Consider the following 24,143-nt stretch of genomic DNA (forward strand, 5'->3'; position numbering starts at 1 on the left):
TATTTTGAAAAAAATAGCCGTTGTAATCCTTAATTGGAACGGAGTAAAATTATTAGAACAATTTTTACCTTCTGTCGTTCAGTATTCACCCGAAGCCGAAATATACGTTGCTGATAATGCTTCAACAGACCATTCCGTTTCATATGTTAAAGAACATTTTCCAACTGTAAAAATTGTTGAAAATGATGGTAATTATGGTTTTGCCAAAGGATATAACGAAGCGTTGCAACACATTGATGCTGAAATTTACGCCTTAGTGAATTCAGATATAGAAGTGACCGAAAATTGGTTGGATCCAATTATAGAAATGTTTGAAAAAGAACCCCAAACAGCTATCGTCCAACCTAAATTATTAGATTTCAAAAACAAAGCTTATTTTGAATATGCCGGAGCAGCAGGAGGATTTATTGATAAATATGGTTATCCCTACTGTAGAGGACGAATTTTTGAAACTATTGAAAAAGATAATGGTCAATATAATGACAGCTGTGAAATCAGTTGGGCTTCAGGTGCCTGTTTTTTTATCAGAAGTAAGGTTTATCATGAATTAAAAGGATTTGATGCTGATTTTTTTGCGCATCAGGAAGAAATCGATTTGTGCTGGCGAACCAAAAATGCCGGATATACCATTAAATACAATCCGAATTCGACTGTTTATCATGTTGGTGGAGCCACCTTACAACAAGGAAATCCTAAAAAAACGTATTTGAATTTTAGAAATTCCTTACTAATGCTTGTTAAAAATTTGCCTAAAGAAAATTTATTTTCAACCTTATTTATCCGATTAATTCTCGATGGTATAGCAGGAATACATTTTCTTTTGCAGGGAAAACTAAGTCATTTCACCGCCATTTTAAAAGCACACTTTTCTTTTTATCGCTTATTTTCAAAAACTTACAGAAAAAGAGGCTTTTTTCAATCAAAAGAATACTATTCTGTTAAAAGTATCGTTGTTAATTACTACATAAACAATGGCAAGGTCTTTGTTAAATAAAATTAACATTAATTTATATTTAATTTTTAAACATTAAAAACTAAATTTGTAAAAACTCTAAAACTATTAAAAATTTATGAAAAAAGTTGTTGTCGCCCTTTCGGTATTGGCTCTTTTGACGTCTTGTGTTTCTAAAAAGAAATACGCTGCTTTAGAAGCTAAAAATAAAGAAACTCAAGATTTATTAAACACTGCTACTATCAAGTTAAATTCATGTTTAGAAGAAAAAGCTGGTCTTGCAGCTCGCGTTGAAGGTTTGAAAGAACACAATCAAACTTTGATTACCACTTCTAAAGAAATGACCATTTTGACTGCAAAAGGGGCTGAAAACATTGAAAAAGCTTTAGAATCTATCAAAGAAAAAGATTTAAAAATCAACAGAATGCAGGATGCACTTAACAAAAAAGACAGCGTTACTCTTGCAGTGGTTACGAGCTTAAAAAGCGTAGTAGGATTGAACGATCCGGATATCGAAATCAATGTTGAAAAAGGAGTGGTTTACATCTCTATTTCTGACAAAATGTTATTTAAAACAGGAAGCTACAATGTAACTGACAGAGCTAAGAGTGTTTTAGCAAAAGTAGCAAAAGTAGTTAACGACAAACCTGATTTTGAATGTATGGTTGAAGGTCATACTGATAACGTTCCTTACATTGGAAACGGAATCTTGTTAGACAACTGGGATTTAAGTGTGAAACGTTCTACTTCTATCATCCGTGTGTTGACAAACGAATTAGGTGTTAAACCTGAACAATTAGTTGCTGCAGGTAGAAGTTCTTATGTGCCTTTAGTACCAAATACTTCTGCTGAGAACAGAGCAAAAAACAGAAGAACTCGTATCTTAGTATTACCTAAAATTGACCAATTCTATGATATGGTTGAAAAAGAAATGAAAAAACAAAAATAATCTGTGTTTAATTTCAACATAAAAAAACGTCCCAAATTTGGGACGTTTTTTTTATACCTTATTCTCGAAAATTAATCTCTAATTTCACTAATCTATTTATTCATTCTTTAAACTCCCAGCTTCTAGCTTCCAACTCCTACAAAATATCCAAATCTCCTTTTCCTTCACGAATTACTTCCGGTTCGTGACCTGATAAATCGATAATCGTGGAAGCCACATTATCACCGTAACCACCATCGATGACCATATCAACCAAATTCTGCCATTTTTCAAAAATCAATTCCGGATCAGTGGTATATTCCACCACATCATCTTCGTCACGAATAGACATCGTTACAATTGGATTCCCTAATTGACGCACAATTTCCAACGTAATATTATTGTTTGGCACACGAATACCTACAGTCGTTTTCTTTTTAAATTCTCTCGGCAAATTATTATTTCCCGGCAAAATAAAAGTATATGGTCCTGGTAAGGCTCTCTTTAAAATCTTAAAAGTTGAAGTATCAATTTGCTTCACATAATCTGAAAGATTACTCAAGTCGTGACAAATAAAAGAAAACTTCGCTTTTTCCAATTTTACGCCTTTAATTTTTGCAATACGCTCCAATGCCCTTGAATTAGTAATATCGCAACCTAAACCATAAACAGTATCTGTTGGATAAATTACCAAACCACCATCTTTTAAAACCTTAACCACTTTAGCAATCGCAGCCTCGGAAGGTTTGTCTTCGTATATTTTAATGAACTCTGCCATTTAATTTAAATTTTAGTAGTAATGAAGTTACGAAAATTATCTAACATTTAATAGTTACACCAAATTTTCTGAAATCTGAATACTGCTTACTGTATTCTTCTTTTTTACCCAATAACATCTAACTTAGCAAATCGCAGCAAAAGCTTTTTGATTCCACCCACTTCAAACTTAATTTCCGCTTTTTTATCGGCACCAACTCCTTCTAAATTCAATACCTGTCCGCGGCCAAAACGCTCGTGCATGACAATATTACCTGCAATTAATTTATTATCAAACAAATTTGCCGCTCCCGAAGGCGCCTGAGAAGAAACCGGTTTTAATTTTCGAATGGCTGCTTCCGGTTTAGGCTGATTATCCGTAATGTATTTTGGCGGAGTTGAACTCACCGGTTTTGCCAAACGTAATTTAGATTTATCTACATCTCCAAAAATATCTTTGTCAATCATCGGTTTAAAACGATAATTTGTTTCGGCAGGCGTTAAATATTCCAAATATTGTCCGTCAATTTCTTCAATAAAACGAGACGGTTCGCTATCCGTCAGTTTTCCCCAGCGATAACGTGACTGCGCATAAGTCAAATAAGCCTGATGTTCGGCTCTGGTGAGCGCCACATAAAATAATCGACGTTCTTCTTCCAATTCGGAACGCGTACTCATACTCATCGCCGAAGGAAACAAATCTTCTTCCATACCTACCACAAAAACATGAGGAAATTCCAATCCTTTTGCCAGGTGAATCGTCATCAAAGCCACGCGATCTTCATCACTGGTATCTTTATCTAAATCGGTAGCCAAAGCCACATCTTCTAAAAATTCAGCTAACGAACCTCTTGCTCCATCGACCTCTTTTTGTCCTTCGGTAAAGTCTTTGATACCGTTTAACAATTCTTCGATATTTTGAATTCGAGCCATCCCTTCCGGTGTAGCATCTTTTTTCAATTCCTGAACTAATCCGGTTTTTTTAGACACATGATCCGTTAGATAAAAAGCATCATGTGTTTCATTCAAAACCTGAAAGCTCTGAATCATAGTCACAAAATCCTGCAATTTTTGTCGGGTTCCCGCATTTAATTTCAGATCAATTTTATCAATATGCTGCATCACCTCATAAATAGATCTTTTATAATGATTCGCCGCAACGGTTAATTTCTCAATAGTAGTATCTCCAATTCCACGTGCCGGATAATTAATAACACGCACCAATGCTTCTTCGTCTTTTGGATTGATTACCAAACGTAAGTAGCACAACACATCTTTGATTTCTTTTCTTTGATAAAACGACAAACCTCCGTAAATACGATACGGAATATCTCTCTTTCGCAAAGCATCTTCCATGGCACGGGATTGCGCATTGGTTCGATACAAAATAGCAAAGTGTCCGTTGTTTAGCTGATGTTGCATTTTTTGTTCAAAAATGGTACTGGCCACAAAACGACCTTCTTCAGCATCCGTTAAACTACGGTGTATTTTTATTTTCGGACCAAAATCATTGGCTGTCCAAACTACTTTGTCCAACTTCGTTTTGTTGTGATCCATCACCGTATTAGCCGCTTCCACGATATTACGGGTCGAACGGTAATTTTGCTCCAAACGGAAAGTTTTTACCCCTTGATAATCTTTTTGGAAATTTAAAATATTATTGATGTTTGCCCCACGAAACGCATAAATACTCTGCGCATCATCACCTACCACACAAATATTCTGAAATTTATCCGACAAAGCCCGAACAATCAAATATTGAGAATGATTCGTATCCTGATACTCATCCACCAAAATATATCGAAAACGGTTTTGATATTTGGCCAAAACATCCGGAAAACGAGTCAGTAATTCGTTAGTTTTCAACAACAAATCATCAAAATCCATCGCTCCGGATTTAAAACAACGATCCACATAATTTCGGTAAATTTCGCCCATTCGGGGTCTTTTTGCCATCGCATCAGCTTCCTGCAAATCCGGATTATTAAAATAGGCTTTTACGGTAATCAAACTGTTTTTGAAAGTAGAGATTCGTCCCAAAATTTGTTTGGGTTTATAAATATCCTTATCCAATTGCATTTCTTTGATAATTCCCGAAATTGCACGAAGCGAATCCTGAGAATCGTAAATCGTAAAATTGGACGGATAACCTAATTTATCTGCTTCCGAACGCAAAATTTTAGCAAAAATAGAGTGAAAAGTTCCCATCCAAAGATTCTTTGCCTCGCTCGCTCCCACAATGTCAGCAATACGATTTTTCATCTCACGAGCCGCTTTATTGGTAAACGTAAGCGATAAAATATTGAATGCATCAATACCCTGATACATCAAATAAGCAATTCTTATGGTTAGCACACGGGTTTTTCCCGAACCGGCACCGGCAATAATAATCATTGGACCATCTTTTTGCAATACCGGTTCGCGTTGCGCTTCGTTAAGTTGAGAAATATATTGTTGCATTATTTTAATCTGTTTATGCAAAAATAAGTATTTAAGAATTAATTATAGTAGCAATGATTCATTCTAATTCCCAACAAAAGTATATTTTTGCTTTCAAAATTTACACCAATGAATTCTACAAACATCATCGAAATACTGGCTTACACTATTCCTTCGCTCGTTACCGGCGGAGTTGCCTATTTTTTATTTCAGGCTCATTTTAAAGATCAACAAAAAACCAGACGTTGGCTGATTCAAAGAGACAACCAAAAAATTGCTTTACCCTTGCGTTTACAGGCTTACGAAAGAATGGCTTTGTTTATGGAACGCATTAATCCTTCGCAATTGATAGTGCGAATCAATCCGATTTCTGACAACAAAAATGATTACGAAAATTACATTATTGCACATATCGAACAGGAATTTGAACACAATATTGCCCAACAAATTTATATTTCCGACCAATGCTGGGCTGTTATTTTAACCGCTAAAAATGCGATTATTCAAATGATTCGCGCCGCAGCAAAAAATGAAAAAGTACACAATGCCGACGAATTGAGAACTTTTGTAATCAGTGAATTATTAGAAAAAAATGCTCCTAATAATACCGCTTTGGCTTTTATAAAAAATGAAGTTGCCGAATTATGGTAAACTGCTTTTCAATTCCAAAGCTTCGCTTTTTTTCTTGGCATACTGAAAACCTTCCTCCCACCATTGCGACATTTTTACTTTATTAAAAATCAAAGCGTTATTGGTCAAATCAATCGGAGTGTAATACATATTCAGTTTCACATTATTATGCGATGCCGATAAGGTTCCGATCAGAATATCATGTTTTTCAATTTGATCTAATTCTATTTGAAACAAATCAATCAGTAATGAAAAAGGATTTTTTCCTATAGCAACTCTGGGTGTTGATTTTTCCGTTTCTAAAACAACAACATCCACCTCAGTTGCCCCGCGATTAATAGCTTCCTGGATTGGAACCAAGCTGGAAAATCCGCCGTCGGCATAATCTTTCCCTTTGATATTTACAATACTCATAAACGGAATATAGTTACTCGAAATCCAAATCCAGTCGCAAAATTCGTCATACGTACAGTCTTTAATCGACTTGTATTCTGCCTGATTATTCGTCAGATTCGTTACTGTAACCACCACATCCGTTTCCTGAGCTTTCAATTGATTAAATTCCTCTATTGGTAAATTTTTCTTGATGTACGAACGTAGTTTTTTGCTTTCGCCAAAAGTTCTTTTCCCTTTAAAAAACTGCAACAACACATTAAAGTGATTGATGCTTACCACATCAACACCATTCTTTTTTTTAACGACAAACGGATTAATATTAAATATTTTACCCATGTTCACATTGGTATAAATACGATGTATCTTGTCGATATTTCCCAATGCCAAATGAGGAATCAGCAAACTTCCGGTAGAAGTTCCAATAAACAAATCGTATTTTACTTTTTTATTTTCCAATAGAAATTGTGCCACGCCGCCCGCAAAAGCGCCTTTGCTTCCTCCTCCGGAAATAACCAATGCCCGCATAAATATTTTAATTTAATAGTCGATTCAGTTGAAATTGTTCTTTCTCGCTCAAATTAGGTAAAATTCGAATAAAAGCTGTCCTGTATTCCTGATTTTTCAATAATATTCGAATGTTGTCACGTCCAAATTTTGAAAATTGCCACATATGATGCGTAGTGGCTTTAACCAAATTAATCAAGACAGTGTCGTTGATAATTTTAAAACCAATAAGTTTTTCCAATGCATTTTGTCGGGTTGTGGCTTCATATTTTTCAGATGAATAATCAATTAACTCGTTAATTACAGCCTGTTTGTCACAAACGTATTCAGGAGTCATTAAAACCAAAGACAGCCATAAAGTGCGCAAATTAAAATCGTTGAAGCCAATCCAATTCTTAGATTTCTCCAAATATTCCAAACGCTGTTTAGGAAAATTACGCCACAAATATAACAAAGCAATTTCCTGAGTTTGATACGAATCATCTTCCAACAAACTTTCGTACTCCATCCGGAATGCTTCCGGAATTTTTGGCAAATTATAAGCAACCGCCTGACGAACTTGCAGCTTTTTACTATTTAAAGCTAATTCCAATAATTCTCTTTTTGCTTCAAAACTTTCATTTCTAAGTTGATCAACCACCATCTCTTTTAAAAGATAATGAGCATCCGACATGAGAATCATTTTAAAAAAACCTTGTTTGGTTGCTAAAGATTCAGACTTTCGTTTATCTACTTCCAGCATTAACTTGGTGATTTTATTTTTATAAAGTAACTTATTGACTTTAGATGTATTAATAGCAGTTGATTCAAGCCATTCTTTAGAAAATAAATCCGTATCAAAACTACTTACTTTTCTAACTTCTGCTAAAAAATCTTCGGTAGTTACCGTTTTAAAAGCATATTTTTTCAGATAATTTTTTACCAGTTTTTTGAATTTTCTATCACCAATTTCCTGATGCAACACAAACAAAGCCCAGGCTCCTTTTTGATAATAAGTCATTGAACTCGCTTTATCACTCAAAATCGGAATGGTGTCCGTTCTTGAAGCATATTTTATTTGCTGAATAGATTCATACATTTTAGAGTAAAAATAATCTTCTCCGTAAATAGATTTTTCAGCTAACAACGCATAATAAGTTGCAAAACCTTCCTGCAGCCAATGATGTTTACCACTGTGAGCCGTAACCAAATCGCCAAACCACTGATGTGCCAATTCATGCGCATCAACATTGGTATAACTTCGATCTACAAAACCAATAGAATCCACCACATAGCGGGTTGCAAATAAAGTCGCGGAAGTATTTTCCATTCCGGCATACAAAAAATCCCGAACCGGCACTTGTTTATAAACTTTCCAAGGATATTTTACTCCAATTTCCTTTTCTAAAAAATCAAAAATCCGTTTGGAATAACGATACGTTGGCTCAAAACGCGGTTTATCTTTTGGTTCAAAATATAATTCTAAAGGAATTTTACTTTTACTTAATAGTTGCTGTTTTTCAAACTTCCCAATAGCTAACATTAACAAATAAGAACTCATTGGTTTTTCCATTTCATAAGTCCATTTAGTGATATTTCCAATATTGCTTTTTTGCTTTAAAATACCATTACTAACTACCTGATAGTCTGATTTAAACAAAACTTCAAGATTAAAAATCACTTTTTCATTTACATCATCAAAACTTGGAAACCAATGACTGGTATATTTACCCTGCCCCTGCGTCCAAATTTGCAAATCGGCATCTTTTTCAGAATTCACAAAATACAGCGTTTGTTTTGGTGTTGCCTTGTACTCAAAACTAATTTGGTTTTTACCTTTTTGAAAAGGAAAAACAATCAAAAGCTGTTTTCCGGAATTGATAAACGAAATATTTTTATGATTCAATTCTACATTAGAAAACCGCATATTTTGAGCATCAATTTTCAAAGTATCCACCGGATTTAAAACTGTAAAAAAATAATTTACATTTCCTGAAATCGATTTTTCATCAGTATTTAATTGTAAACAGGCAGTAACAGAAGTAAAATCGATATTTTTAGTTTGTTGGGCAAAAACAAAGGTGGAAAGAAAAAGAAAAAGGTATTTCATCAAAAAAATAATTATAGCAGATTTCCAAAGTTACAAAGGTTTCACCAACAAATCGAAGTATTTTTGTATGTTTACCTCATAAAGTTTTAATAAAATCACCTTGAAAAAAGCCCTTTTTAATTGGAGCAGCGGAAAAGATTCTGCTTTAGCCTTATACAAAATCCTTCAAAATCCCGATTTTAAAATTGAATACCTGTTAACCAGTGTCAATCAGCAATTTCAGCGAATTTCCATGCATGGTGTTCGGGTTGAATTATTGGAACAACAAGCCAAAAGCATCGGAATTCCATTGGAAATAATGCAAATTCCAGAAATGCCTTCTATGGAAGTTTACGAAAATGTGATGCAGCAAACGTTAGAAAAACTAAAAGAAAAAGGCATTATCCATTCGGTTTTTGGAGATATTTTTCTGGAAGATTTACGCCAATATCGCGAAGACAAATTGACTACAATTGGATTCGAAGCAGTTTTCCCAATTTGGAAAATCCCAACTAAAGATTTGATACAGGAATTTATTGCTTTAGGTTTTAAAACAATCGTTGTTTGTGTAAATGAGCGTTATTTAGACCAAAGTTTCGTAGGCAGAATCATTGACCAACAATTTATTGATGATTTACCGGAAAACGTGGATGTATGCGGAGAAAACGGAGAATTTCACACTTTTTGTTTCGACGGACCAATTTTTCAAAAAACAATTGAATTTGAAACCGGCGAAATCGTTTATCGAAAATACGAAAAACCCAAACAAGAATCCTCAAATACCGCCTGCGATTCTGATGATTCAACCGCCTATGATTACGGTTTTTGGTATTGCGATTTGATTCCTAAATAATACGAAAAACCGCAAATTTGCAAATTATTTTACTTTATAATCATTTGCGAATTTGCGGTAAATTTTATTTACAAGACTTGTTAAAAGCTGTATTTTACAATTTTTTAGCGTGTTTTACTTTTTGATCGGTAATAGCAATAGCCAAAACTTCGCTCATTTCTTTTACATAATGAAAAGTAACACCGCTTAAATATTCCGGTTTAATTTCATCTACATCACTTTTATTTTCGTGACATAAAATAATTTCTTTGATATTAGCTCTTTTAGCAGCCAGAATTTTTTCTTTAATTCCACCTACCGGCAACACTTTTCCTCTCAGCGTAATTTCACCTGTCATCGCAATGTGTTTCTTTACTCTTTTTTGTGTAAACAAAGAAACCAAAGAAGTCAACATCGCAATTCCGGCACTTGGCCCGTCTTTAGGCGTTGCTCCTTCCGGTACATGTAAATGAATATTGTATTTAGTCAATATTTCCGGTTTTAAACCTAATTGCTCTGCATTGGCTTTGATATATTCTAAAGCAATCGTTGCCGATTCTTTCATCACATTACCTAAATTTCCGGTAATACTCATACTTCCTTTTCCCGGCGAAAGCAAAGATTCAATAAACAAAATATCCCCTCCTACACTCGTCCAGGCTAATCCCGTAACTACTCCGGCAACATCATTGTTTTCGTATTTATCACGCTCCAAACGGGGAACACCAAGTACTTTTACAATATCTTCATCGGTAACTTTCTTATTATACTCTTCCTCCATTGCTACTGATTTAGCCGCATTACGAATCACCTGAGCAATTTTAGCTTCTAAACCACGAACACCTGATTCACGGGTATAGCCTTCAATAATTTTTTCCAATTGTTTTTTACCAATGGTCAAATCTTTCGAAGTCAAGCCATGCTCTTTTAACTGACGCGGAAATAAATGCTGCTTAGCGATTTCAACCTTTTCTTCGATGGTATAACCGGACATTTTGATGATTTCCATTCTGTCACGTAAAGCAGGCTGGATAGCGCCCATATTATTTGAAGTAGCGATAAACATCACCTTAGACAAATCATAACCTAATTCTACAAAATTATCATAGAAAGCACTGTTTTGCTCCGGATCTAAAACCTCTAACAAAGCAGATGACGGATCTCCGTGATTACTATTCGATAATTTATCAATTTCGTCTAAAACAAAAACCGGATTAGAAGTTCCTGCTTTTTTCAAACACTGAATAATTCTTCCCGGCATCGCTCCGATATAGGTTTTTCTGTGACCGCGAATTTCTGCTTCATCGCGTAATCCACCCAAAGAAATACGCACATATTCTCGACCTAAAGCTTCAGCAACCGAACGTCCAATAGAAGTTTTTCCCACTCCCGGAGGCCCTGTCAAACAAATAATTGGCGATTTCATGTCGTTTCTTAACTTCAAAACAGCCAAGTGCTCAATCATTCTTTTCTTTACTTCATCTAATCCAAAATGATCTCTATCCAGAATTTTTTGAGCATTTTTTAAATCAAAATTATCTTTAGAAAATTCATTCCAAGGCAAATCCAACAGCAATTCTAAGTAATTTCTTTGAATGCTGTAATCAGGAGCCTGCGGATTCATACGACGCATTTTAGTCAGTTCTTTTTCAAAAATCTGCTGCGTTTTTTCGTCCCATTTTTTAGTTTTAGACTTTACTAACATTTCGTCCATTTCCTCCTCCTGAGTCGAACCACCCAATTCTTCCTGAATTGTTTTCATCTGTTGGTGCAGGAAATATTCTCTTTGTTGCTGATCTAAATCAAAACGAACTTTAGACTGAATATCGTTTTTAAGTTCCAATTTCTGCAACTCGACATTCATATATTTTAAAGTTTCTAAAGCTCTGTCTTTTAAATTATTGATTGCTAACAAATCTTGCTTTTCTTTAACAGATAAATTCATGTTAGAAGTCACAAAATTGATTAGAAACGATTGACTTTCAATGTTTTTAATTGCAAAGGTAGCTTCACTCGGAATATTAGGACTCACTTTTATAATTTGAATAGCCAATTCTTTGATAGAATCTAAAATAGCTACAAATTCAGAATCATCGCTTTCAGGTCTGTCTTCTGAAAAATCCTTAATAATTGCCGAAAGATAAGGCTCTTCCGATGTAATCGATTCGATTTCAAAACGCTTTTTCCCTTGCAAAATAACTGTAGTGGTTCCATCAGGCATTTTAAGCACTCTTAAAATACGTGCAACTGTACCGATAGAATTGATATCCTCTTTAGTAGGATCTTCAATATCTTCATTTTTTTGGGCAACAACACCTATAATTTTGCCATCGGCATTCGCATCATCGATTAATTTTATCGACTTATCACGACCCGCAGTAATAGGAATTACAACACCAGGAAACAACACCATATTTCGCAAAGGAAGAATAGGTAAAGATTCCGGTAATTGTTCTTTATTCATTTCTTCTTCATCTTCCGGAGTTAATAATGGTATTAATTCTGCTTCTGAATCGAATTCTTGTTGTGACAAATTGTCAAGTGTAAGTATTTTATGTTTTGACATAGTAAAATTTAAGTCTTTTTGTCATTAAATTTATTGATTACTTAACAACAAAGTTAGTATTAACACACTGTTACATTACTGAAAATCAAACAATAATCATTATTAACAGTATTATGCATCCATTATAAAACAATCTTTGTGCCATAAAAACACACTTAAAAAGCAAATTGCCCTGAAAAAGCAAACTACTTTTTGAGGGCAATTCCTAAAAAAATTAGATTTTTAATTAATAAGCGACATCAAAGCTGCCTTCAGTTACATTGATTGATGGCGTTCCATTAGTCGTAAATGAAAATGTTCCTTGAATTCTGTCTTCTGTAATCGAAATAATCTTTACGCTTCCCGAAACAGCTTCATGCTCCCCATTTTCATCTTCATATGAAGCCTGAACATCATCTGTCAGTCTATTTACGGTAATTGGATAAGTAGTACCGGCAGCTAAACCAGTTCTAACACTAATTGAGATCTCATTCATATTAGTATCAGAAGCTCCGATAGTAATCCAATCATCGGCTCCAGAGTTAATCTCAAAAGCAAGAATATCGGTACTTACAAAATTGGTTCCTCCTACTTTTGCCGAAAAACTATCATTTGTTTCTTCTTCTGTAATATAAGGTAAATCAGTAAACACTCCGTTTTTAAATTCTATTGCAGCTCTTGGAGTATCTGGATCCGACCAATACCCTTTAAACTGAAAAGTTCCTGAAATAGTTTTCTTTTCGGTATCGATTTTTGTAATCGTAATTGAACCTGTGTTTTCGTCCGGATTATCATCATTTAAACTCCAATATCCATATTCTGAACCAGCTGGTGAATAAGCTACAATATTGACATTAGCAGCATAAGTACCGGTTTCATTTGCCTCAATTTGAAAAGCAAAACCTTCTCCATTGGATTTAATCGCAGAAATTTCAATAAAATTTCCCGAAATCACAACCTGAGTTTCAGCAGCTGTCCAGGTATTATTATTAAAATCGGCTTTAAATATACCGGAAGTATTTCCTCCGGAACCCGGATCGGGCTCAACTGTACCGTCAACCGGTTCATAAACACAGGAAACAAACAAGGTTGCCAGAAACAATACAAAAAACTGAGGTTTAAATTGGGCTATTTTCATAATTGGGGCTTTTTACAACTCCAAATATAATTTTTTATTTTATTTTTCCTACTATTTTTTAGGTACTTTTCTTAACAAAACTACTCCAAGAATAAAGAAAACAGCTAAAAACACAATAGCGAATCTTGGACTTCCTGTTATTTGATCAATAATACCATATACCAGCATTCCAATAACAATTCCTATTTTCTCAGCTACATCATAAAAACTAAAAAAAGAAGCAGTGTCTTCTGTTTCCGGTAAAAATTTAGAATAGGTTGATCTGGACAAAGACTGAATTCCTCCCATAACCAAACCCACCAAAGCGGCCATGATGTAAAAATGTATCGGTAATTTTATAAAATAAGCCGCAATACATAAAACAACCCAAATACTGTTTATAAATAACAAAACAGGTATATTTCCAAACTTTGCTGAAGCTTTTGAAGTAGTAAAAGCTCCAATAACAGCAATTATCTGAATCAATAAAATACAGATAATCAACCCAACAGTGCTTTGTTCTTTGGATTCCCAACTAATCTCCTGAGAACCAAAATAAGTCGCCACAAGCATTACTGTTTGTACCGCCATACTGTAAACAAAAAAACTGCTTAAATATTTTTTTAGACGTACATTATCTTCCAATAAAAACCAAACTTTTTTAAGCTCTTTAAATCCGTTGAAAACAATAGATTTGGTTACTTTTTGTTGAGAATCTCTACATCCTTTTGGCAAATAAAAATAAGTATATTGACTAAATAAAATCCACCAAACACCAACCATCACAAAGGAATAGCGCATCGCTTTCATGGCCGAAGGTTCTTCGGCATCATCGGTAATATTGAACAATTCCGGTTTCATTACCATTGCCAAATTTACAAGTAAAAGAATCACACTGCCAATGTAGCCTAAAGAATACCCTTTAGCACTAATTGCATCCTGCTGTTCTTCAAAAGCAATATCCGGCAAATAGGAATTATAAAAAACCAAACTTCCCCAGAAACCTATTAATCCTAAAAAATAAAAAAGCAAACTAGAATAGATATTTCCCAAATCAAACCAATACAAAGCCATACAGGACAAAGCGCCCATATAGCAGAAAAACTTCATGAAAAACTTTTTGTTTCCTACATAATCAGCGATTCCGGATAAAAGAGGCGATAAAAAAGCCACTTTTAAAAAGGCTAACGCCGTAACAAAACTAATTAAGGCCGAATTTTTCACGCTAAAACCCAAGACCGTTATATAATGTCCTGTTTTTAAAAATAAGGCTTCATAAAAAATGGGAAAAATGGCTGATGTAATAACTAACGGATAAACCGAATTAGCCCAATCATAAAATGCCCAGGCGTTCAACAACTTCTTATCTCCTTTTTTTAAGTGACTCATGATTCTGATTTTTTTTTTTTGACGAATTTATTATTTAAAAATGGTTTTAACTAAAACTTCAAAAAATAATCCCAACAAACATAAAAAAAGCCAATTCAAACGAATTGGCCTGTAACTTTTTTCCAGATTATCTTATTTAAAAACTACACCAAACTTAGCTGCAACAGCTTTGGCTTCAGGAACCATTGCTTTTAGATTCGCAATTCGGGTAGCATCTGAAGGGTGCGTACTTAACAACTCAGCCGGCGCCTGACCTCCTGAATTAGCTGACATTCGGGTCCAAAAACTAATTGCTTCTTCCGGATTATATCCCGCAATTGCCATTAATATCAAACCTATTTTATCGGCTTCAGTTTCATGGCTTCTGCTAAAAGGAAGCATACCACCTACATTTGATCCAATTCCATAATATTGTTGCCACATTTGTTGTTTCTCAGCACTCATACTTCCGGTTGCTGCAGCAACACCCGCCGCACCTAAAGTTTGCAACTGGGAAGCACTCATACGTTGCGCTCCATGGTTGGCTAATGCGTGCGAAACTTCATGTCCCATTACTGTCGCTAATCCCGCATCGTTTTTAGTAATTGGCAAAATTCCGGAATATACCACAATTTTCCCACCGGGCATACACCAGGCATTTACTTCCTTACTATCCACTAATTTGTATTCCCATTGGTAATCTTTCAAATAATCATTCTGTCCCAAAGAAGCTAAATAACGCTCAGCAGCAGTTTTGATTTTAATACCAACCGTTTCTACTTTTTTAGCATCAGCTGTACCGGAAATTACTTTGTTTTCCTTCAAAAAAGTTCCATACTGCTGAAAAGAAGAAGGAAACAATTCGCTATTAGAAACAAAATTCAACGTTTTTTTTCCTGTCAACGGGTTTGTAGCACAAGAATAAATCAAACCTAAAGTTGCAATCCCTACAAATACTAAATTCTTTTTCATGATAGTTTTATTTTACTAACAAAAATACAATTATTATCCAATAATATGCAAAACATTAAAATCCTTAGGCACAATTAAATACTGATTTTCTTTAAAACTTTTAGCATCAAAAGCAATTTCTTCGTTGTCAATTTCTACAATTTTAATATCAAAAGGCAAGCCTATAAAGTTGATTTTAAATTTGGTATAATTGGTATCATATTTCCCTTCTTTGTGCAACTGAATATTGACTTCTTTTTCCTTTCCTGTCATTTGAAAAGACAAAAAGCTGAATCTTCCTTTTTTATAATCATAACCATCCTGTCCGTCTTCATAAACCACCGATTTTTCTTTTCCTTCCTTATAATAAATATCCAAAGTCAATTCGTCAAACTCTACTTCGCCTACATATTGCTGCACCGGATATTTTGGAATAATCGCACCTGCTTTTACAAAAACGGGAATTTCATCAAATTTAGTATCTACCCACATTTCTTTCCCTCCTTTTACTAAAGTATTATTCCAGTAATTATACCATTGTCCGCGAGGAATATACATTCTTCTTCCCAATGCATTTGGCTCTAAAATTGGACAAACTAAAATTTGATTTCCAAAAATAAATTCGTCATTTCGGTAATGCGTTTGAATATCTTCCTGATCAAAATACACCAATGGTTTTAACATAGGAGTTCCTTCTTCAATATATTGCCAGAACATGGTGTATAAATACGGTAATAATTGATAACGAAGACTAACAAATTTTCGGGTAATATCAATCACTTCTTCATCAAAAGCCCAAGGTTCCTGATTTCCATGATCCCCTGACGAATGCGTTCTGCAGAAAGGATGAAAAACACCTAATTGTATCCAACGGGCATACAATTCTCCGGTAGGTTGCTCGGCAAAACCACCAATGTCTGATCCGGTAAAGCCCATACCTGAGATTGACATTCTTTGCACTTGAATATTAGCAATCCAAAGATGTTCCCAGCTAGCCACATTATCCCCTGTCCACGATGAAGTATAACGCTGCGCTCCTGAATAAGCCGATCTTGTAATAATAAAGGGTCTTTTTGGATATGCAAAGCGCTTCACACCATGATAAGTCGCTCTTGCCATTTGCGTTCCGTAAATGTTATGTGCTTTTCTATGGCTACAAGGATTTCCATCATAATCATGACGAACATCATTTGGGAATGTTTTATTAGGAACTTCCATAACAGCTGGCTCATTCATATCATTCCAAACGCCTTTAACTCCAATGTCCGAAATTAATTCTTTAAATAATCCCGCCCACCATTCTCTTACTTCCGGATTTGTAAAATCAGGAAAATTACATTCTCCCGGCCAAACTTTTCCTTTCATGTAAGGACCATCAGCTCTTTTGCAAAAATAATCTTTGGCTAAAGCTTCTTTATAAACCCAATAATCTTTGTCAATTTTTATCCCTGGATCGATAATCACAATAGTTTTAAAACCATCTTCGGCTAATTCAGAAACCATTCGTTTAGGGTCTGGAAAATATTCTTTGTTCCAGGTAAAACACCTAAACCCTTCCATATAATCAATATCCAGATAGATCGCATCACATGGAATTTGCAATTCTCTAAATTTGGCAGCAACTTCTTTTACATTACTTTCCGGATAATAACTCCACTTACACTGATGGTAACCCAAAGCCCACAATGGCGGCAATTCGGGTTTGCCGGTCAAATCCGTATAGGAAGTTACCACATCCTGCATATTAGGACCATAAAAGAAATAATAATTCATTTCGCCACCATGAGCCCAAAAACTGGTTACATTTCTTCTTTCGTGGCAAAAATCAAAAAAAGATTGAAAGGTATTGTCAAAGAAAATCCCGTAAGCCTGTTTGTGATGTAAACCTATATAAAAAGGAACTACTTTATACAAAGGTTCCTGTTCTTTTTGAAAGGCATATTGATCTGTTGCAAAATTTTCAACCCTTTTCCCTTTAAGATTCAATTGAGTGGCTTTATCACCTAATCCGTAAAAACACTCTCCGTCACGGGAAGATTTACTCATTTTTACAATATTTCCTCCAAATTCGTAGCATTCTTCCCAATGAAAACCTAATTCATCTTCCAGAATTACATTTCCTTTTAAATCGTAAATAGAAGCTCTCAAATCAGCTTTTTGAATTTTACATACAATCTTATTGGTTGTAATTTGGTAATAATTCTTTTCTTCAATTACTTCTAAATGGTTGTATCCATGAGAATGACTTTTGTCTATGGCATAAGAGAAATCGTTGCTAAAATAACCTTTCGTAGTGAAACGAAAACGAATTAAACTATCTCTTAAAACGGTCAGTTTTAAAATCACATTATTCTCAGTATAAAAATAGACCGAATCGACATCAAGTGTATATGAAACTATTTTTGACGGATATAAATCCCCTTTGTATTCTAATTCAGTATTTGTAATCATCTCTATGCCTTTTGATTAATATTACGCTCTCTCTCAAACTTACGAAAAATCTTTTTTATAAATAAACAATAGTATTTATATTCACGAAAACGTTATAGTTGAGTATTTTTCAAAAAAAAGAAGTATTAACTTCAAAATTAATACTTCTTTACAATTTTAATTACTTTTTCTTATCAACCTCTTTTTAAGTGTATTAAAAAAAGATTATAAAATTTTAAAAACCGTCACACTCAATGGCGGCACTAACAATTCAACCGAATAATCTCTGCCATCATAAGGCGAAGATTCCACTTTTAATTGGGAAGTATTCAACACATTGCTTCCCTGATACCTTTCTAAATCGCTATTGAAAATTTCTTTTAGTTTTCCTTTTCTTGGAACTCCGATTCTGTAATTTTTGCGAACCATTTGTGTAAAATTACAAACTACAACTAAATCGTCTTTTGGATCATTTCCTTTTCTAATATAGGAAAGCACCGCGTTTTGATGGTCAGAATAATTAATCCACTCAAATCCTTCATGACTAAATTGTTTTTCGTATAAGGCAGGTTCCGATTTATACAAAGCATTCAAATCCTTAATATATTGCTGAACTCCATTGTGTACAGGATATTGCAACAAATGCCAATCTAAACTTTCCTGAAAATTCCACTCAGCCATTTGACCAAATTCACCTCCCATAAACAATAAATTTGTTCCCGGATGCGTAAACATGTAACCATAAAGAAGTCGTAAATTGGCAAATCTTTGCCATTCGTCTCCGGGCATTCTGTCGGCAATGGATTTTTTTCCATAAACCACTTCATCATGAGATAAAGGCAACATAAAATTCTCGGTAAAAGCATACGTCATCGAAAAAGTTAAATCATTTTGATGGTATTTTCGATAAACTGTTGCTCTTTGGAAATATTTTAAAGTATCATGCATCCATCCCATCATCCATTTCATTCCAAAACCTAAACCTCCAACATCTGTTGGTCTGGAAACCATCGGGAACGAAGTGCTCTCTTCAGCAATTGTCTGAACTCCTTCATAGTTAGCATAAACTACTTCATTGAATTCTTTTAAAAAACTAATGGTTTCTAAATTTTCTCTTCCTCCAAAGATATTTGGTTCCCATTCGCCATCATTTCTTGAATAATCCAAATAAAGCATCGAAGCAACAGCATCTACTCTTAAACCATCAATATGATAATGATGCAACCAAAATAAGGCATTACTAATTAAAAACGAACAAACTTCATTTCTTCCGTAATTAAACACCAAACTTTTCCAATCAGGATGATAACCTTTTCTGCGATCCGGATGTTCATACAAATGCGAACCGTCAAAATAGCCTAATCCGTGAGAATCATCCGGAAAATGTGACGGTACCCAGTCCAGAATAACTCCGATACCCGCCTGATGTAATTTATCAACCAAATGCATAAATCCCTGCGGATCTCCAAAACGGGAAGTTGGTGCAAAATAGCCAACTAATTGATACCCCCATGAAGGATCATAAGGATATTCCATAACCGGCATGAACTCAACATGAGTAAAACCCATCTCTTTAACATAGCTTACTAAATCTTCGGCTAAATCATGATAACTCAAAAATTGATTTCCCTCTCCACGCTTCCAGGAACCCAAATGAACTTCGTAAACAGAATAAGGCTTATCAAGTGCATTATGTTCTTTTCGGTTTTTCATCCACTTGGAATCATCCCACTTATAATCAAGATCCCAAATTACCGAAGCAGTATGCGGCGGTTTTTCACAATAAAAAGCAAACGGATCGGCTTTTTCAGTGATAACACCTTCAATATTTGATAATATTTTGTATTTGTAATTTGTTCCTTTTTCAATATTAGGTATAAATCCTTCCCATATACCTGAAGAATCCCAACGCACATAAAGTTCGTGTTCTCCTTGCGTCCAGTAATTAAAATCACCTACCACAGAAACTGAATGAGCCGTAGGAGCCCAAACAGCAAAATAAACACCCTGAACTCCATTTAATTCTATTAAATGAGCTCCTAACTTTTCATATAATCTAAAATGTTTTCCAGCTTTGAATAAGTTAATATCAAAATCAGTAAAAAGGGAATGCGAAATAACTTTACTCATAGTCGTATTGGTATTATTCTAAATTTTACAAAATAGAATATTGATAAATAAAAACAGTTAATTAACTTATTCAATCTTGAAATTATCCGGCAAAGTCACACCTTTTTTAATAACTACAATTCCTTCTTTTACAGCATATAACTCATTGGTAGTATTTTCTAAATGATTACCCCCATTGATATAAACATTGTTTCCTATACGGCAATTTTTATCTACTAAGGCATTATTTATAAAACAGCCTTCACCTATTCCAACCAGAATTTTATTGTTTTTAGTATCTTCCTCCATATCTTCAATACTTTGATAGAAATCATTTCCCATCACATAAGTATTTTTAATGACAGTATCTTTTCCCACTCGGGCACGAACTCCAATTACGGAATGAACAATTTCTTTAGCATTAATAATACAACCTTCCGAAATTAAAGATTTATCAACCATTGCATTTTTAAATTTGGAAGGAGGCAATAATCTTGGTCGGGTATAAATTTTATTCACATCATCAAACAAATTGAATTTTGGAACATCTTCGGTTAAACCAATATTTGCTTCAAAGAAAGAATCAATATTTCCAATATCTGTCCAATATCCTTCATATTGATAACTCAGGATTTTTTGTTTTCCAACTGCCTGAGGAATAATTTCTTTTCCAAAATCTTTGGTATCAGGATTAGCCATTAAATCCACCAAAAGCTTTTTATTAAAAACATAAATACCCATTGAAGCCAGATAATTTTTTCCTTCAGCTTTCATTTGTTCACTAACATCTGAAACCCAATCCGGCAATAATTCTTTTGCTGGTTTTTCAATAAAAGACTCAATACAACTTTCACTGTTTGTTTTCAAAATACCAAATTCAGGAGCATCCTTAGCATTAACAGGTAAAGTTGCAATTGTAATATCAGCTTGATTTTTGATATGTTCTTCAAGCATATCGTTAAAATCCATCTGATACAATTGATCCCCTGATAAAATTAAGGCATAATCAAAATCATGATTCAAAAAATGAGGCATACATTGTCGTACTGCATCTGCTGTACCCTGAAACCAAGTTGGATTATCAGGTGTTTGTTCAGCAGCTAAAATATCTACAAAAGCCTGGCTAAAAGCACTAAAAACATATGTATTCTTAATATGTGCATTCAGGGAAGCAGAATTAAATTGTGTCAGTACAAACATCCTATAAATGTCCGAATTCATACAATTTGATATAGGAATATCAACTAATCTGTATTTTCCTCCAACTGGTACAGCTGGCTTTGATCTGCTTTCTGTCAATGGATACAGCCTTGATCCTTGCCCTCCTCCTAAGATAATAGCTATAACGTTTTTTCTTTTTGCCTTCATATTTTGTTAAGTATTAAGTTGTACATATCTATATATTCCATACTGGCTTTTTCCCAGGAATGGTCAATACTCATTCCTAATTTTCTAATTTTATTTAAATGCTCTTTATCTTCATACAAACTAACTGCCCTTTGAATGGAATAACAAATATCTCCCACGGATGCCTGATCATGACAAATTCCGTTTCCATCATCTCCAAAATCAATTACAGTATCCTGCAACCCTCCTGTTCTCCTCACAATAGGAATAGTTCCGTAACGTAAAGAATACATTTGATTTAATCCACAAGGCTCTACTCTGGAAGGCATTAATAAAAAATCAGCTCCGGCATAAATTAAATGCGCCAACTCTTCATTATAACCTATAAAAGTGTTGTAATTACCTTTATAATCAGCCAACAAACTATTTAATTGGTTTTCAATTTGCGAACTACCTGAGCCTAAAATCAATATGTTTATATTTTTAAAATTTTCTGAAAGTGCTAAAGCCGAAGCCTGAGGCAACAAATCACCTCCTTTTTCATCCCACAACCTTCCAATGAAACTAAACAAAGGTTTTGTTGGATCCAAATTAAAAAGTGTACAAAGTATCTCTTTATTTTGTTGTTTTCCTTTTTCAAAATTTTGAATAGAATAGTTTTTCTCTAACATTTTATCCTTAGCTGGATCCCAAACCTGAGTATCAATTCCATTCAAAATTCCTTTCGATTTATAACGCACGAGATTAAAAAGCGACTCTAAACCATTTGCCGAATAATTAATTTCATCCAAATAACTAGGAGAAACAGTTGTAACAGCTGCAGCACATTTTACTCCAACAGCCAATGAATTGATACAATGATTCCACTCCAGTATTTTAACATGATTCAAATCAAATTCCGGCAAATAATGCAACTTATCAAAACTAAACTGCCCTTGATATAAACCATTATGAATGGTAATCATTGCAGGTGTACTCAATAACTTATGATATTTATGGCAGTATTGCATCATAAACGGAATTAAGCCTGTATGATGATCGTGACAATTAATAACGTCAGGCATAGAAGCTCTTCCAATAATCCAGTCTAAAGTTGCAATTTGAAAACTAACAAAACGTTCAATATCATCTTCATACCCATAAACATTGGCTCTGTCAAAAAGTTCCGGAATTTCCATTAGATATAACTCAAAACCTAATTTATCCGTCTTTTCTTTAAGAACGCTAAAAGGAAAATTAAAATCCCCCAATTTAACAGTCCCCCAATGCACACATTCAAAATCATTTTCACTTCTAAATTTGGTCTCATAACAAGGCATTACAACTCTCAATTCATGACCTGCCTTACTCTGATATTTTGGCAATGCCCCAACTACGTCAGCCAATCCACCAACCTTAGCTACCGGATAACACTCCGCACTAATATGAAATATTTCCATTTATTGATTTTTGTTTATTTTGGGTTAAAAAAATGTTTTCAAAAAAAGTTACGTTAATTTACAAACAAATCAACATAAAACTGCTGCTATTCATTGCAAATATTGCCATGAAGTATTTTCTAAATATAGTGAAAAATTAAAACAATTAAAGGAATTTCAAAAAAATATTAGGCTATAAATGACATTTTTTTTAAGCTCTAAACCTACAAAAAGACTGAATTTTTAAAAACACATTTAAATTAATAATTTAGAAAAAATCCTATATCCCCATCATTATTTTCACAGAATTTGACACTTAAAATTATATAATTATAATTCTAAAAAATATCTACTTAATAAAAAGCTAATGATTTGATAACAATTTGAGAAGAAAAAAATCTTAAAAACAATAAATTATTAAATTTGGATATGAATTTATTTAACCAAACAACCGATTGGAAAGAAAATTTGAGTCCAATTTTAGAAAAATACAGTCATCAAAAACATCCATTAGCCTACAAAAATTTATACCAATTATTTATAATGGTAATTTTATCAGCTCAGGATTCAGATGAAAATATCAACAAAATTGCTCCAAATTTCTTTTACAAATTCCCAAATATCGAAAGCCTGACAAAAACAGACGAAAATCAGATAACAGCATACATCAACAAAGTAAAACACCACCAAAACAAAGCAATTTGGATAATTAATGCTGCAAAAATTATTAAAGAAGATTCTAAAATTCCTCTCACATTAAAAGAGTTACTTAACATAAAAGGCATCGGACGTAAATCTGCCGGTGTTATTTTAAAAGAATTCAACATTCCTTTTGAAGGAATAATGACTGATTTACATGTACTTCGGGTTGCTCCAAGAATCGGAATTATTAAACCTACAAAAGATGGTATCAAAGCAGAACAATTGTTAATGCAAGAATTGCCAAGGGAAATATGGAATAATATTGGAATGGCTCTCTCATTGTTAGGAAGAGAAATTTGTAGACCACTTCCCCAATGCCAGAAATGTCCATTAAACAAAAACTGTCAATATCCCAACAAACAACTTAGCTAATATTCTGCTTTACAAAATCCTATATAAAACAAAAACCCTATCCGAATTGGATAGGGTTTTCAAAGACCCGAGGGCATTAGCCCGAACGGAGCGAAGCTAAAAGCGACGAACCGAGGCTTTAGCCGAACAAGTCGTACCAATAATAAAAAAGAAAGCCTGTCTTAAAAAAAGACAGGCTTTACTAAAGAAAGGCGACGACATACTCTCCCACAAGATGCAGTACCATCTGCGCAGGCGGGCTTAACTTCTCTGTTCGGGATGGGAAGAGGTGAGCCCCGC

17 protein-coding genes and 1 rRNA gene are annotated in these 24,143 nt (G+C 34.1%); 5 read left to right on the forward strand and 13 right to left on the reverse strand.

Features of this window, described 5'->3' with window-relative positions; translation table 11 throughout:
• Positions 1–4 precede the first annotated feature (4 nt).
• Together B6A10_RS08780 and B6A10_RS08785 are read left to right on the forward strand one after the other, a co-directional pair.
• Complete coding sequence (locus tag B6A10_RS08780) at positions 5–994, forward strand: glycosyltransferase family 2 protein (RefSeq protein WP_188220583.1); 990 nt, start codon at positions 5–7, stop codon at positions 992–994.
• A gap of 76 nt (positions 995–1,070) precedes the next feature.
• A complete protein-coding gene (locus tag B6A10_RS08785; RefSeq protein WP_026713693.1) occupies positions 1,071–1,901 on the forward strand; it encodes an OmpA/MotB family protein in 831 nt (276 codons plus the stop codon).
• 136 nt (positions 1,902–2,037) lie between these two features.
• On the opposite strand, the gene B6A10_RS08790 is transcribed toward B6A10_RS08785, so the two are convergent.
• Both B6A10_RS08790 and B6A10_RS08795 read right to left on the reverse strand, forming a co-directional pair.
• Positions 2,038–2,658: an L-threonylcarbamoyladenylate synthase gene (locus tag B6A10_RS08790; RefSeq protein WP_026713694.1), complete on the reverse strand. Its 621-nt coding sequence runs from the start codon at positions 2,656–2,658 to the stop codon at positions 2,038–2,040.
• A 104-nt stretch (positions 2,659–2,762) separates the two neighbouring features.
• Positions 2,763–5,096: an ATP-dependent helicase gene (locus B6A10_RS08795; RefSeq protein WP_188220584.1), complete on the reverse strand. Its 2,334-nt coding sequence runs from the start codon at positions 5,094–5,096 to the stop codon at positions 2,763–2,765.
• A gap of 108 nt (positions 5,097–5,204) precedes the next feature.
• Between B6A10_RS08795 and B6A10_RS08800 the strand changes: the two genes are divergently transcribed.
• Positions 5,205–5,726, forward strand: coding sequence for a DUF7935 family protein (locus tag B6A10_RS08800; protein WP_188220585.1), 522 nt, complete (start codon positions 5,205–5,207; stop codon positions 5,724–5,726).
• Here B6A10_RS08800 and B6A10_RS08805 read toward each other — a convergent pair.
• Positions 5,718–6,626: a patatin-like phospholipase family protein gene (locus B6A10_RS08805; RefSeq protein WP_188220586.1), complete on the reverse strand. Its 909-nt coding sequence runs from the start codon at positions 6,624–6,626 to the stop codon at positions 5,718–5,720. The two genes, B6A10_RS08800 and B6A10_RS08805, sit on opposite strands and share 9 nt — an antisense overlap.
• 7 nt (positions 6,627–6,633) lie before the next feature.
• The gene (locus B6A10_RS08810) at positions 6,634–8,694 is read right to left on the reverse strand and encodes a M1 family metallopeptidase (protein WP_188220587.1); all 2,061 of its coding nucleotides are present in this window, start codon (positions 8,692–8,694) and stop codon (positions 6,634–6,636) included.
• 100 nt (positions 8,695–8,794) lie between these two features.
• Between B6A10_RS08810 and B6A10_RS08815 the strand changes: the two genes are divergently transcribed.
• A complete protein-coding gene (locus tag B6A10_RS08815) occupies positions 8,795–9,526 on the forward strand; it encodes a Dph6-related ATP pyrophosphatase (RefSeq protein ID WP_188220588.1) in 732 nt (243 codons plus the stop codon).
• A gap of 94 nt (positions 9,527–9,620) precedes the next feature.
• Here the strand turns inward: B6A10_RS08815 and lon are convergent, their stop codons facing one another.
• From lon to B6A10_RS08855, 8 genes are all read right to left on the reverse strand, one after another.
• The gene (gene lon, locus B6A10_RS08820) at positions 9,621–12,071 is read right to left on the reverse strand and encodes an endopeptidase La (protein ID WP_188220589.1); all 2,451 of its coding nucleotides are present in this window, start codon (positions 12,069–12,071) and stop codon (positions 9,621–9,623) included.
• 226 nt (positions 12,072–12,297) lie between these two features.
• Entirely contained in the window at positions 12,298–13,188 is an 891-nt protein-coding gene (locus B6A10_RS08825) for a DUF6252 family protein (RefSeq protein WP_188220590.1), read from the reverse strand.
• 51 nt (positions 13,189–13,239) lie between these two features.
• Complete coding sequence (locus B6A10_RS08830) at positions 13,240–14,556, reverse strand: MFS transporter (RefSeq protein ID WP_188220591.1); 1,317 nt, start codon at positions 14,554–14,556, stop codon at positions 13,240–13,242.
• A gap of 132 nt (positions 14,557–14,688) precedes the next feature.
• Complete coding sequence (locus tag B6A10_RS08835; RefSeq protein ID WP_188220592.1) at positions 14,689–15,507, reverse strand: M48 family metallopeptidase; 819 nt, start codon at positions 15,505–15,507, stop codon at positions 14,689–14,691.
• Positions 15,508–15,540: 33 nt separating this feature from the next.
• Complete coding sequence (locus B6A10_RS08840) at positions 15,541–17,937, reverse strand: glycoside hydrolase family 31 protein (protein ID WP_188220593.1); 2,397 nt, start codon at positions 17,935–17,937, stop codon at positions 15,541–15,543.
• A gap of 204 nt (positions 17,938–18,141) precedes the next feature.
• Positions 18,142–20,046 carry a 1,4-alpha-glucan branching protein GlgB gene (gene glgB / locus B6A10_RS08845; RefSeq protein WP_188220594.1) on the reverse strand — a complete coding sequence of 635 codons (1,905 nt, stop codon included), beginning with the start codon at positions 20,044–20,046 and terminating at the stop codon, positions 18,142–18,144.
• Between the two features lie 66 nt (positions 20,047–20,112).
• A complete protein-coding gene (locus tag B6A10_RS08850; RefSeq protein WP_055093302.1) occupies positions 20,113–21,393 on the reverse strand; it encodes a glucose-1-phosphate adenylyltransferase in 1,281 nt (426 codons plus the stop codon).
• Positions 21,390–22,811, reverse strand: a complete 1,422-nt coding sequence (locus B6A10_RS08855) for a glycogen synthase (RefSeq protein WP_188220595.1) — start codon at positions 22,809–22,811, stop codon at positions 21,390–21,392. Before B6A10_RS08855 ends, B6A10_RS08850 begins: the two co-directional genes overlap by 4 nt.
• Before the next feature lie 408 nt (positions 22,812–23,219).
• On the opposite strand from B6A10_RS08855, the gene B6A10_RS08860 reads away from it, so the two are divergent.
• Entirely contained in the window at positions 23,220–23,864 is a 645-nt protein-coding gene (locus B6A10_RS08860) for an endonuclease III domain-containing protein (protein WP_188220596.1), read from the forward strand.
• Between the two features lie 186 nt (positions 23,865–24,050).
• On the opposite strand, the gene rrf is transcribed toward B6A10_RS08860, so the two are convergent.
• Positions 24,051–24,143: ribosomal RNA gene (gene rrf / locus B6A10_RS08865) — 5S ribosomal RNA — on the reverse strand; the annotation flags it as partial.

This window comes from Flavobacterium pokkalii, assembly GCF_014596575.1.
Taxonomy (GTDB): domain Bacteria; phylum Bacteroidota; class Bacteroidia; order Flavobacteriales; family Flavobacteriaceae; genus Flavobacterium; species Flavobacterium pokkalii.